The following is a 12,249-nucleotide window of genomic DNA, read 5'->3' on the forward strand; positions in this document are numbered from 1 at the left end:
CCCGTGTGAAAGTAGGTAATCGTCAGGCTCCCCCGCAGCAAACAGAAACCCCACCCCAAAAAGGTGGGGTTTCTGCGTTTACGCAGCCGGAAAAAACAGGCGAAGAACGAACGGGAAAACCGCCCTCAATCCCTCCCCATCCGCAGCGCGTTCGCGTAGCCCGTCAATACATCTACGCCTTCGCGGCTCACCGCGTCGCGCCCACCCAGTACACTGTGCGCCTCACCAGTCGCATGAACCTCGTCGACGAGGCTTCCCTCGTCGTCTCACATCACGTGATCAATCAAGCCCGCTTACGCGCCGGCGTCTGATACGACATGCCCGCGGTAAACCGATCGAGTCGTTCGCTCGCATCGGTGATCGCCCAAAGGGGCGCGCTGTGCAACTGCCGGTCGTAATTCGTCGCGATCGTCGCAAAAAGCGCGAATCCGGCGTCATCCAGTTTCCAATTGCCGGTTTCACGGCCGATATCGAACACCGCCGATACTGCGCGTTCCGCCGCACCCAGTTGCTCACCGGTCGCCGAGCCGAAACCCGATTCCGCCAGAAAGCCCGTCAACAGCATGATCTGCGTGAGCGTTTGCGCGTCGGTCATGCCGCCGGCGCCGCGGCGCAAGGCGTCGAGTGCCAGATGGACCCGCAGTGCGAGGTCGTCGGCGGTCTGCCGGGCGATCGGCAACAGCATGGCCTTGGCATGCCGGGCACGCGCAGCGCCAGTGTGGCGGGAGAACGGAATAGGTTGTGCCATGAAGGTCCAATGTTTATGCCTGTGCAGATGCAATAACGGCGCGGCTCGCAAAAGATTGAGCCCTCCGTCGTGCACGCGACAGGCGGACCGACTGGAACGCCGACTAGCTGCTGCTTTCGCCACGATTCTTTCTCGCGGAGCCCGCCGCGTGCGCCCTTCTAACCTGAGCGCGATGCCTTTCGATCTTCCTTTATGCGAAAGGCATTTCACCCACCCGGATCCCGCGCTACGTGGCGCCGATATCGCGAGCGCGCCAAGCCTTCTGCCCTATGCCGGGCGCATCAAACCATTTGCATCGCTTCGTCAGAGCAGATGGTCTCCGCTCTCCCAGCAAGACGCCCAACCGGCATCCATAGCGGAATTGCCTTCGGCTTGAAACCCGCAACTCGCAACCCACCCGCAACCCACCCGCAAGCCGCATCGAAACCCCCGCTTCACTCCTCATCACCCTCATCCGCAGACGGCGCCACACTTCGCGCCCGCACGCGCCGCCGAATCTCCGAATCCAGGATGAGACGTCCACGCAGCTTCCCCTTCATCCGCTTCACATAGCGTGGCGCCTCGGTCATATGAATCACCATCAACTCACGCACCTTCTCCACATCACGCTCACGCGCTGCCTTCGTAATCGCTTTGTGAATCTTGACGTTGGCCTGACCGAACCGCTCATGCTCAGCTTGCGGCGTGTCGTTACGAAACTCGATGAGTTGACGGATCATTTCATTGATCAACTCGCAACTAAAACGCAGGAACGGATTCGGATTCGCCGCCGCGAGGATGTCGTGGAAATTCACGTCCTCCTGACGTTGCCGCACGATGTCCTGCCCGCCGTGTGACGAGGCCGGTCGATCGCAACACGCAATGCTCGCGTCGAGCGCCTCGAAGTCCTGCTCCGTCAGATGCGGCACGGCCCCTGCCGCGAGCTCGGGCTCCAGCAGTTTGCGCACGGTATAGATGTCGTCGATCGATACGTCCTTGAAGAACAGATAGTTTTGCAGAAGTTGCAACGTGCGATCGAGCGGCACTTCCACCACCATGCCGCCGCCGCTCGGGCCGGTGGTCACTTTGATGAGACCTTGCACCTCGAGCGATTTCAACGCCTCGCGGATCGTGCTTTTGCTCACCGAAAAGAGCTGCTGCAATTCCACCTCGCGCGGCAGCCGGTCGCCTGGCTTCAGGTCTTTCTCGGTGATGAGCCGCTTGATTTCTTCCGCGACCAGATCGCCGCGTTTTTGCTGTTTGATCTCAATCGCGGCGCCAGCCTTGGCGCGGTCCATGGCCATATTCGATGCTCCCAGTTTGTCCTGCACGATCGTCGACCGATTCGCCGGCGCAGTCGCAGCCCGGCAGGCTGCCTCGATGCCGCCAGGAATTTTGCCTTATTGACACCCGAATTTATTGTACCTACGATCAAGTCCAACCTATTTATCATGATAAATAGAACAAAGCCGATGCGGTGGAAAACTTCACGGCGGCCAGCAAGCTCAAGTAGTCGTTCGCGCAATGCGTGCAGTTTCGTAGTCGGTCAGTGCGTGTCTCTTTCCTAAGGAGCGTCATTTTGAATCGCCGAAATATGTTGAAGCTGGCCGCGTTGTCGGCCGTTCCGGGGACGTTGGGTTCGCTGGTCGCGCGAAGCGCGTTCGCGCAGGCCGGCACCTTGCAGTTCGCCTGTCCGGTGCCGATGTCGGGTCCATTCGCGGCGAACGGCAAATACGCCGACCTCGGCATGAAGCTCGCTATCGAGCAATACGGCAAGGTGCTGGGTCAACCGCTTGCATATACGGTGCTCGACACGGAAGGCAAGCCCGCAACCGCCGTGCGCCGTGTGCAGGAAATCGCGCAACAGAAGAATGCGCGCTTCTTTGCCGGCGGTATTCTGTCCTCCGAAGCATTGGCAATGGGCAAGGAAGTCCAGAAAGCAGGCGGCATTTTCATCACGACGGCAGGCGCGGACGAAATCACCGGCAAGGACTGCAACGACGCCACGTTCCGCTGGTCCGTGCCGACCTACGGCGCGATCGAGCAGACCGTGCGTCCACTGATCCAGATGATGCCCAAAGCGAAACGCTGGTACACCATCACGCCGCAATACGTGTTCGGCGACGGCTTGCTCTCGGCAGCCAAGGCGATCTTCAAAGAGAAGGGCATCGAGCATGTGGGCAACAGCTACCACTCGCTCAATGAGAAGGAGTTCAGCGGCTACCTGACGAACGCAGTCGCTGCGAAGCCTGACGTGCTGCTGATTCTGAACTTCGGCTCGCAATCGTCCGATACGTTGCGCCAGGCCGTGAGCTTCGGCATGAAGAACAATTGCACGATTCTGATGGCGTGGGCGTCCGGACTCGAGCAATTCGAATCGCTCGGCGCGGACCTGTGCGAAGGTGTCTATTTCGGCGCACAGTATTGGCACGATATCGATTCGCCGCTCAATCGCGATCTCGTCAAACGTTCGAACGCCGCATTCAAGGCAAACCCCAACTACAGCCTCGCAGGCTCGTATATTTGCACGAAGATCCTGCTCGACGGCATCGTAAAAGCAGGCAACGTCGATCCGAAGAAAGTGGTCGCCGCCCTCGAAGGCATGAAATACGACGGTTTGACGGGTCCGGAAGAAGTCCGCAAAGGCGACCATCAGGTGCTGAAGAACTATTATCTGTTAAAGGGCAAGGCGAAGAACAAGATGAAAAACGCCGACGACTACGCAGATATCGTGAGCTCGGGCCAATCGTTCCTTCCGCTCGACAAGACCGGCTGCAAGATGGCCTGACGCATCCGTGCCGCACGCGAGCGCGGCGTAGCGCGAAAAAATCGCAACACCGCACCGTGACTCCCCTTCGCACCACCCTTTAGACGGACGCCATGAACGTTTATCTCCTGCAGATCGTCAACGGTATCGGAGTGGGGATGCTGTATTTCCTGCTCGCCGTCGGTTTGTCGATCGTGTTCGGCCTGTTGCGCTTCGTGAACTTCGCGCACGGTGCGTTCTATCTGCTCGGCGCGTACTTCTGCTATCAGGCGATGCAGTGGTCGATGAGCTTCTGGACCGCGCTCGTGGTCGTGCCGATCGTCGTGGGCGCGCTTGCGTGGGTCGTCGAGAAACTGATTCTGCGCCACGTCTATGCGCAGCAGCATGAGTTTCATATTCTCGTGACCGTGGGTCTCGCGCTCGTCGTGCAGGAATGCGCGATCCTGATCTGGGGACCGCTCGGCGATAACGTGGCCGTGCCCGACGTGCTGAACGGCGTGGTGATCTGGGGCAGCTTCGTCTATCCGAAGTACCGTCTCTTCGTGATCGGCTTCACGGCGATATTGGCCGCGCTTTTGTGGTGGGTGCTGGAAGGCACGCGGCTCGGTAGCGCGGTGCGTGCGGGCAGCGAATCGACGGAGATGGTCTCGCTGCTCGGCATCAACGTGCTGCGCGTTTTCAGCCTCGTGTTCGCGCTCGGCGCTGCGACTGCCGCGTTGGCGGGCGTGCTCGCCGCGCCGATTCGCGGCGTCGATCCGTTCATGGGTATCGAAGCGCTCAGCGTCGCGTTCGTCGTGGTGGTGGTCGGCGGTATGGGTAATTTTCTTGGCGCGCTGGTCGGCGGATTGCTGGTGGGGATCGTGCAAAGCGTGATGAGCACGTTGTGGCCGGAAGGCGCGCGATTGATGATCTATGTCGCGATGGCCGCTGTCCTGTTGCTGCGACCGAACGGTTTGCTCGGGAGGGCGGCATGATCGATACGTCGAAACCTATCGTGCAGAGCGCTTCTTCCGCAAGGGCTCAATCGGGCCTGAAGCATTCATTGCATCGCTATCGTTTCCTGCTGCTGGCGTTGCTGGTCGTGTGCGTGTTGCCGCTGACGCTGCGCTCCGGATCGCTGGCTACTGAAGTGCTCGTGTTCGCACTTGCCGCCCTCGGCTGCAATTTGCTGCTTGGGCACACAGGCTTGCTTTCGTTTGGACAGGGCATTTTCTTCGGGCTCGGCAGCTATTGCGCGGGACTGGTCCTCACCAAAGCGGGCTTGCCGGTGTCTGTGGCGTTGCTTGCATCGGCAGTGATCGGCGCGGCGGCCGCGGCGTTGGTCGGCTGGTTTTCGATTCGCCAGCGCGGCACCTACTTCGTCATGCTGACGCTCGCGTTCGGACAACTGTTCTACTTCCTCGCCTACACCACGCCCGATCTGACCGGCGGCGACAACGGCTTGCTCGACATCCCGCGCCCGGCGCTCGGACTATTCGGCAAAACGATCGTGCCGTTGACCTCGCCGTGGCAGTACTACGGTTTCGTGGCCGTGTTGTTCCTCGTGGTGTTCTGGCTGTTGATGCGTGTATCGCACTCTGTATTCGGCCGCACGTTGCTCGCGATTCGCGACAACGAAGCGCGCGCCGCTGCGGTCGGCTACGACGTCAAACGTTTCAAGCTGATGGCGTTCGTGATCTCCGGCGCGGTCACGGGTCTGGCGGGCGCGCTGCACGCGCTGATGACCGGCATCGCGCCGCTCTCCAACATCGACTATCACACGAGCGAGATGATTCTCGTGATGACTGTGATCGGCGGCACAGGCAATCTGTTCGCCTCCGTATTGGGTGCCGCCTTCTACGTGCTGTTCGCCGACTGGCTTTCCACATTGTGGCCGCGCTGGCTGTTGCTGCTCGGCATCGTGCTGATTGCCGTCAGTCTGTTCATGCAGCGCGGTCTGTGGGGATTGGGCGAACGCATCTGGCAATCGCTACGCCGCAAATCATCCGCCGACGCAGGCAACGACGCAGACAAGGAGCCCGTATGAGCGAAGCCATTCTGCGAGCGAGTGGCGTTGTGAAGCGCTACGGCAAATTCACGGCGCTCTCCGATGTCACTTTGAACATCATGCCGCGCACGGTGCATTCCGTGATCGGTCCGAACGGCGCGGGCAAAACCACGCTTTTTCACGTGTTGACCGGCACGCTGCCGATCACCGAAGGCAAGATCGTTTTCGACGGCCACGACGTCACGCACGAGCCGGACCATAAACGCGTACGGCGCGGCGTCGCGCGTTCGTTTCAGGTGACGAGCCTGTTCGCCAATTTGAGTGTGCGAGAAAATCTACGGCTCGCCGCGCAAGGTGTCGACGCGGTGCGGGCGTTGAATGCGTGGACGCCGCCGCACGGCGCGCTCACGCATGCGGACATCGTCGACAGCGTGCTTGAGCGGCTCGCGTTGCAGCGGTTCAGCGAGGTGTCGGCGGGCGCGCTGTCGCACGGTCAGCAGCGACGGCTTGAAGTCGGCATGGCGCTCGCCGCGCGCCCCAAGGCGATCTTTCTCGACGAGCCGACCTCGGGCATGGGCATCGACGACCTTGACGACATGAAGCAGTTGATTCGTGGTCTGCGCGACGACTACACGGTCGTGCTGATCGAACACAACATGGGCATCGTGATGGACATCTCCGACACGATCACCGTCATGCAGCAAGGGCGAGTGCTGGTGGAAGGCCGTCCCGACGACATTCGCGGCGACGAGCGCGTACGCAGCGCCTATCTCGGCAACATGATCACCGGAGGCCGCGCATGATTCTCGACGTGCAGCAGATTCACGGCTTCTACGGCAAGAGCCACATCCTGCAGGGCGTGTCCTTGCAGATCAACGATGGTGAAACGGTCACGCTACTGGGCCGCAACGGCGCAGGCAAATCGACCACGCTGAAAGCGATCGCCGGTGTCGTCGCGCCGCAGCGCGGCACGGTCACGTTCAACGATGCCAGGATCAGCGGCCTGCCGCCGCACAAGATCGCGTCGCGAGGCGTCTGCTTTGTGCCCGAGCATCGCGGTATCTTTCGTCTGCTCACGGTCGAAGAAAACTTGCGGCTCGGCGCTCGCAAAGATTCGCCGTGGCAACTCGACGACATCTACCGCATTTTTCCGCGCTTAAAGGAACGGCGTACGAATGGGGGCGCGCAGCTCTCCGGCGGCGAACAGCAGATGCTCGCCATCGGCCGCGCGCTGATGAATCACCCGCGTTTGCTGATGCTCGACGAACCCGTCGAAGGCCTCGCGCCGGTGATCGTCGAAGAAATCGTCGCGCAACTCAAGCTGATTCGCGAGGCGGGCGTGGCGATTCTGCTGGTCGAGCAGAACCTCGAAGTCTGCACGCAACTCGCGGATCGGCACTACATCATCGAACAAGGCGTGATCGTCTATGCAGGCGACAACGCGTCGTTTGCCGCGGACGACTCGATCAAGGACCGTTATCTCGGCGTCGGCGTGGTCTGACGCGCACTCAGTCTTCAACATGAGGAAGCATCGATGCAAGTTCATGAATCAACAACCGTCGCGACGTTCGCCGATCTGCGAGTCGACGGCGCGCGGCTCTGGGACAGTCTCATGCAACTCGCGCGGATCGGCGCCACCGCGAAAGGCGGTGTGTGCCGGCTCGCACTCACGGAGTTGGACCGTCAGGCGCGCGACCTCTTTATCGCGTGGGCGAAGGAGATCGGCTGCAGCGTTCGGATCGACGCCATCGGCAATATCTTCGCGCGTCGCGCGGGTCTGCGTGACGACTTGCCGCCCGTGATGACCGGTAGCCACATCGACACGCAGCCTACAGGCGGCAAGTTCGACGGTAATTACGGCGTGCTCGCGGGACTCGAAGTGTTGCGCACGCTAACCGACGCCAACGTGCAGACGCTCGCGCCTCTGGAAGTCGCCGTGTGGACCAACGAGGAGGGCTCGCGTTTCGTGCCGGTGATGATGGGTTCCGGCGTGTTCGCCGGTGCATTCACCCTGGAGCATGCGCTCGAACAACACGATCGAGAAGGCATCACCGTACGTGACGCGCTATCTCAGATCGGATATGCCGGTGAAACCACAAAACCACATGCGGTAGGCGCCTATTTCGAAGCGCACATCGAACAAGGCCCCGTCCTGGAAGCACACGATAAAACAATCGGCGTGGTGCAAGGCGCGCTCGGCCAACGCTGGTACGATGTGACGGTACACGGCATGGAAGCGCACGCCGGCCCGACGCCGATGGAACTGCGCCGTGACGCGCTGCTGGTCGCCGCCGATCTGATTCACGCCGTCAATCGCATCGCGCTCGATCACGCGCCTCACGGCCGCGGCACGGTCGGCTGGCTCGACGTGCATCCGAATTCACGCAATGTGATTCCAGGCCGCGTGACGCTCACCGTCGATCTGCGCGCCGCCGACGATGCCTCGCTCACAGCAATGGACAGCGCGTTGCGCGCCGCATGCTCGGTGGCAGGCGAGAAAAGCGGCATCACGGTGGACGTCGAACAGGTGGTGTATTTCCCGCCGCAACCGTTCGCCGCGGAACTGGTCGGTGCCGTAAAGCAGGGCGCGGACACGCTCGGCTTTTCATCGATGGATGTGATCAGCGGCGCCGGCCACGACGCTGTCTATCTTGCGAGAGTCGCGCCCGCGGCGATGATCTTCGTGCCGTGCAAAGACGGCATCAGCCACAACGAAATCGAAGACGCACGCGCGGATCATCTCGAAGCCGGTTGCAACGTGCTGTTGCAGGCCATGCTGAGCGCCGCGCAGAAAGCGGGGAGCGCAGACGCATGAAGATCCTTATCGCGCGAATGAATCACGAGACCAATACGTTTTCGCCGGTGGCCACGCCGTTGGCGGCATTCGGCCGTAACGGTCCGACCTATGGCGAAGACGCGTTCGACGACAACAAAGGCATGCAGACGGCGATGGCCGCGTTCATCGACGCAGCCGAGCGTGAGCATGCCGACATCGTAACGCCTGTGTCGGCGTCGGCGAATCCGAGCGGGCCGGTCGAAGCCGCCGCTTACGATGCAATCTGCGAAGCGATCGTGTCGGCCGCGACAGGTTGCGACGCCGTCATGCTCGATCTGCACGGCGCGATGGTCGCCGAGAATTCCAACGATGGTGAAGGCGACTTGCTCGAACGCGTGCGCGCGTTGCTGCCGGATGCGCCGATCGCCGTCGCCCTCGATCTGCACGGCAACGTCACGCAAAAGATGATCGACAATGCGGACGTGATCGTCAGTTTCAAGACTTATCCGCACGTGGATATGTACGAGACCGGCGCACATGCGGCGCGTCTGATGTTCGATCTGATCCACGGCAAGGCGGAGCCCGTGATCGCATGGCGCCAGCCGCCGCTGCTCACGCATACGCTGCGCAGCGCGACTGCCGAAGGCGCGATGAAGCGCGCTGTGGATGCCGCGCGCGCCGCCGAGGCCGACGGCATGCTCGCGGTGTCGGTGCTGTCGGGCTTCTCGCTCGCTGATATCGAGGCGCCGTGCATCAGCGTCGTGGTGGTGGGCAATGGCGATCGCACTCACGCCGAAGAGGTAGCGGAGCGCATCGCGCGGCAGATCTGGAACGAGCGCGAAGACTTCGTGTATCGCAGCGCGCCGCTCGCTGAATCCGTCGCACAAGCCGCCGTGCTCGCGGTGGACGCCGACAAGCCCGTGCTGCTGCTCGATCACGGCGACAACTGCATGTCGGGCGGCACATGCGACACGATGGATCTGCTCGAAGAAGCCTTGAAGCAGAAGCTCGACGGCATCGTTAGCGGGCCGTTGTGCGATCCGCAAGCGGTCGCGGCGTTGATGTCGGCCGGCGTCGGCAGTACGGTGACGGTGACCATCGGCAACAAGGTCGCGAGCGATGCGCTCAAGCCACGTCCGCCGCTTGCCGTGACCGGCGTGGTGCGCGCGCTGACCGACGGCGAGTACGTGATCAGCGGCCCGACGTACACCGGACAGCGCGCCTTCATGGGACGCGCCGCGGTCCTCGACACAGGCACCGTCAAGCTCGTGATGACCGAACGCACGCACGAACCGTGGGACCTCGGCGTGTTCGAGAGCGTCGGCATCGATCCGCGTCGCGCGCGTTTCCTGTTGCTCAAATCACGCATGTACTGCCGGCCGGTGTTCGTGCCGATCGCCGCGGCGCTGGTGGAATGCGACAGCCGCGGCGTGACGAGTTCGGACTATGGCCTGTTCGCTTTCAAGCGCGTGAAGCGGCCGGTTTTTCCGCTCGATGGGCAGACCGAGTGGGCATCCACGAACTGAGTGCAACGCGCTAGTCGACAGAAGCGCCCTTAGGGGCTTGTGCTGAGCGTGCGGGTTCTCTATAATTCGCGCCTCTAAAGGCTCGTAGCTCAGTTGGTTAGAGCACCACCTTGACATGGTGGGGGTCGTTGGTTCGAATCCAATCGAGCCTACCAACGCATCCGTGACGTAGACGAAAGCGGCTTCGCTTTCGTCTACTGTCAGGTTCTCGCATCGCCTCGGCGCACAGTTCGTTGTGCCGCTGTCCTGTCAGTTTCTCCCCTCTCCATAGCCTTGAACTCGCCGCAGCGTCACTCGTGCGCCGCGAATGCCTTGTGCGTTCAACGTTGCCGTATCACGTCGTCTTTCGCCAATGCGCGGTACAGTTAAGCCTTCCTGTTTCGCCACTGAATAAACTGCCGTCAGCGCGGGACGAAAGCGCGGGCAGCTTAAAAGGAAGCTGACGCAATGAAGAAGCTCATCAACGAGGTCTCCGCGATCGTCCCGGACATGCTCGACGGACTCGCGGCGCTCAACCCCAATCTCTGCCTGTTGCAAGGCAGCACGATCGTCGTGCGGGCGGATGCCGAGGCCGCAGCGGCGCGCGGCGAAGTCGCGCTGATCTCGGGCGGCGGCTCGGGCCATGAGCCCGCCCACGGCGGTTATGTGGGCTCCGGCATGCTGAGCGCAGCGGTCGCGGGTGAAATCTTCACGTCGCCGTCCACCGACGCCGTACTCGACGCGATCCGTGCGGTGGCCGGTAAGGCAGGCGCCTTGCTGATCGTGAAGAACTACACGGGCGACCGCTTCAACTTCGGCCTCGCGGCCGAGATCGCGCGCGCCGAAGGCATCGCCACGGAAATGGTGATCGTCGCCGACGACGTCGCGCTGACGGCAAGCGGTGATCACGCGGGCCGTCGCGGGCTCGCGGGGACCGTACTGGTTCACAAGATTGCAGGCGCGGCTGCCACGGCGGGCCGCCCACTGGCGGAAGTCGCGCAGATCGCGCGCGACGTGGCGGCTTCGCTCGGCACGATGGGCGTCGCGCTCACCGCGTGCACGGTGCCGGCTGCGGGCAAGCCGGGCTTCGAGCTGGCGGACGGCGAGATCGAATGGGGTCTCGGCATTCACGGCGAACCGGGTGTGGAGCGCGGTGCGATGGAGCCTGCCGCCGCGATCGTCGACAAGCTGCTGGCGAAGATCGTCGGCGATCTGTCGTTGCAGGCCGGTGAGCGGGTGGCGTTGCTGGTGAACAATTTAGGCGGCACGCCGTCGAGCGAATTGAGCATTGTGGCCGGTTCCGCGCTGCGTTATCTGGCGAGCCGCGGCATCAAGGTGGAACGCGCCTGGGCCGGCACGTTCCTGAGCGCGCTGGAAATGGCGGGCATCTCGCTGACGCTGCTGCGCGTGGACGACCAACGGCTCCGCTGGCTCGACGCCGCCGCGCATACGAGTGCGTGGCCCGCGCTGAGCGGCCGCATCGCGCAGGTTTCCGTGCGGCCCGCGCCTGCCGAACCGGAGCGCGCAAGCGGTGCGTCGCTGTCGCGTGAAGCGACGTTGCGCCGCGTGATCGAAGCCGTTTGCGCGTGCCTGCTGAAAGCCGAGCCGGCGTTGACTGACATGGATCAACGCGTCGGCGACGGCGATCTCGGCATCAGTCTTTCGCGTGGCGCGCGCGCGATACTTCAGGAACTCGATGGCTATCCGGCTGAGACAATACCAGGCGCCGTATTGCGCGGCATGTCGGCGACGCTGCGGCGCGTGATCGGCGGCACGTCGGGCCCGCTTTACGCGGTGATGCTGGTGCGCGCGGCGGTCGCGCTCGAACGATCAGACGGATCGACGCCGAAGGAATGGGCGGCGGCGTTCAGCGCGGGTGTCGACGGCTTGATGGAACTGGGCGGTGCGCATCCCGGCGATCGCACGATGGTCGATGCATTGAAGCCGGCCGCCGACGCGTTGCAATCCGCTCTCGCGCGCCAGGAGGCATTGGATGCCGCGTTGAACGCGGCCGTCGACGCGGCAACCGAAGGTGCCTCGCAAACGGCGTCGATGCATCCACGGCGCGGGCGCTCGAGTTATGTCGGCGATCGCGCGCTAGGTCACGTGGATCCGGGTGCGCATGCGGTGGCGTTGTGGCTCGCTGCGATTTGCGAGGCGTTGAAGAAGTAAGCGAACTCGCGCAAACGCTCGATTGCGCGAAACAAAAAACGGCTAACAGCAGAGCAGAGGTCTCATGCTGTTAGCCGTGCGATCCGAGCGCCGACGCTCATGTCTCTACAAATAAGACGCGCCGTCGAAATACGCTTCGCGTAAGCGATCCACGCTCACGCTTTCGCATCAGCGCGCGATCATGGACGAAGCAGATCGAACCCAGCCAGCGCAACAACCCCGCTCACCACGATCAGCGCCACCGAATGCTGTCCGAAGTAAAGCAGGCCGGCAGCCGACCAGCACGTCAAAGCAAATGCGGCAATACGTTTCATG

The 12,249-nt window shown here is 62.4% G+C and carries 12 protein-coding genes and 1 tRNA gene; 10 read left to right on the forward strand and 3 right to left on the reverse strand.

Annotated elements, in window-relative coordinates; all coding sequences use genetic code 11:
• On the forward strand, positions 1-311 hold a 311-nt coding region (locus tag ACQKRQ_RS31670), incomplete at its 5' end, for a hypothetical protein (protein ID WP_427481412.1).
• Here the strand turns inward: ACQKRQ_RS31670 and ACQKRQ_RS31675 are convergent.
• Both ACQKRQ_RS31675 and ACQKRQ_RS31680 read right to left on the reverse strand, forming a co-directional pair.
• Positions 284-748 (reverse strand): hypothetical protein, encoded by a 465-nt coding sequence (locus tag ACQKRQ_RS31675; protein ID WP_427481413.1) that lies wholly within the window; start codon positions 746-748, stop codon positions 284-286. The two genes, ACQKRQ_RS31670 and ACQKRQ_RS31675, sit on opposite strands and share 28 nt — an antisense overlap.
• Before the next feature lie 434 nt (positions 749-1,182).
• The gene (locus ACQKRQ_RS31680) at positions 1,183-2,031 is read right to left on the reverse strand and encodes a FadR/GntR family transcriptional regulator (protein WP_132381392.1); all 849 of its coding nucleotides are present in this window, start codon (positions 2,029-2,031) and stop codon (positions 1,183-1,185) included.
• Positions 2,032-2,306: 275 nt separating this feature from the next.
• Between ACQKRQ_RS31680 and ACQKRQ_RS31685 the strand changes: the two genes are divergently transcribed.
• The 9 genes from ACQKRQ_RS31685 (at position 2,307) to dhaK (ending at position 11,934) form a co-directional block, all read left to right on the forward strand.
• Positions 2,307-3,515 (forward strand): ABC transporter substrate-binding protein, encoded by a 1,209-nt coding sequence (locus tag ACQKRQ_RS31685; protein WP_342960070.1) that lies wholly within the window; start codon positions 2,307-2,309, stop codon positions 3,513-3,515.
• A gap of 92 nt (positions 3,516-3,607) precedes the next feature.
• Positions 3,608-4,468: a branched-chain amino acid ABC transporter permease gene (locus tag ACQKRQ_RS31690; RefSeq protein WP_427481414.1), complete on the forward strand. Its 861-nt coding sequence runs from the start codon at positions 3,608-3,610 to the stop codon at positions 4,466-4,468.
• On the forward strand, positions 4,465-5,520 hold the full coding sequence (locus tag ACQKRQ_RS31695; RefSeq protein WP_427481415.1) for a branched-chain amino acid ABC transporter permease: 1,056 nt from the start codon (positions 4,465-4,467) through the stop codon (positions 5,518-5,520). The genes ACQKRQ_RS31690 and ACQKRQ_RS31695 overlap by 4 nt, the downstream gene beginning before the upstream one ends.
• Positions 5,517-6,284 carry an ABC transporter ATP-binding protein gene (locus ACQKRQ_RS31700; RefSeq protein ID WP_132381396.1) on the forward strand — a complete coding sequence of 256 codons (768 nt, stop codon included), beginning with the start codon at positions 5,517-5,519 and terminating at the stop codon, positions 6,282-6,284. Before ACQKRQ_RS31695 ends, ACQKRQ_RS31700 begins: the two co-directional genes overlap by 4 nt.
• Complete coding sequence (locus ACQKRQ_RS31705) at positions 6,281-6,982, forward strand: ABC transporter ATP-binding protein (RefSeq protein WP_132381398.1); 702 nt, start codon at positions 6,281-6,283, stop codon at positions 6,980-6,982. The genes ACQKRQ_RS31700 and ACQKRQ_RS31705 overlap by 4 nt, the downstream gene beginning before the upstream one ends.
• A 33-nt stretch (positions 6,983-7,015) precedes the next feature.
• Positions 7,016-8,296, forward strand: coding sequence for a Zn-dependent hydrolase (locus tag ACQKRQ_RS31710; RefSeq protein ID WP_427481416.1), 1,281 nt, complete (start codon positions 7,016-7,018; stop codon positions 8,294-8,296).
• Positions 8,293-9,783 (forward strand): M81 family metallopeptidase, encoded by a 1,491-nt coding sequence (locus ACQKRQ_RS31715; protein WP_427481417.1) that lies wholly within the window; start codon positions 8,293-8,295, stop codon positions 9,781-9,783. Before ACQKRQ_RS31710 ends, ACQKRQ_RS31715 begins: the two co-directional genes overlap by 4 nt.
• Before the next feature lie 78 nt (positions 9,784-9,861).
• Positions 9,862-9,938: transfer RNA gene (locus tag ACQKRQ_RS31720), tRNA-Val, on the forward strand.
• Between the two features lie 292 nt (positions 9,939-10,230).
• Positions 10,231-11,934: a dihydroxyacetone kinase subunit DhaK gene (dhaK, locus tag ACQKRQ_RS31725; protein ID WP_427481418.1), complete on the forward strand. Its 1,704-nt coding sequence runs from the start codon at positions 10,231-10,233 to the stop codon at positions 11,932-11,934.
• A gap of 179 nt (positions 11,935-12,113) precedes the next feature.
• Here the strand turns inward: dhaK and ACQKRQ_RS31730 are convergent, their stop codons facing one another.
• Complete coding sequence (locus ACQKRQ_RS31730; RefSeq protein WP_258194915.1) at positions 12,114-12,248, reverse strand: hypothetical protein; 135 nt, start codon at positions 12,246-12,248, stop codon at positions 12,114-12,116.
• Between the last annotated feature and the right edge of the window lies 1 nt (position 12,249).

This window comes from Paraburkholderia sp. NPDC080076 (assembly GCF_050281145.1).
Taxonomy (GTDB): domain Bacteria; phylum Pseudomonadota; class Gammaproteobacteria; order Burkholderiales; family Burkholderiaceae; genus Paraburkholderia.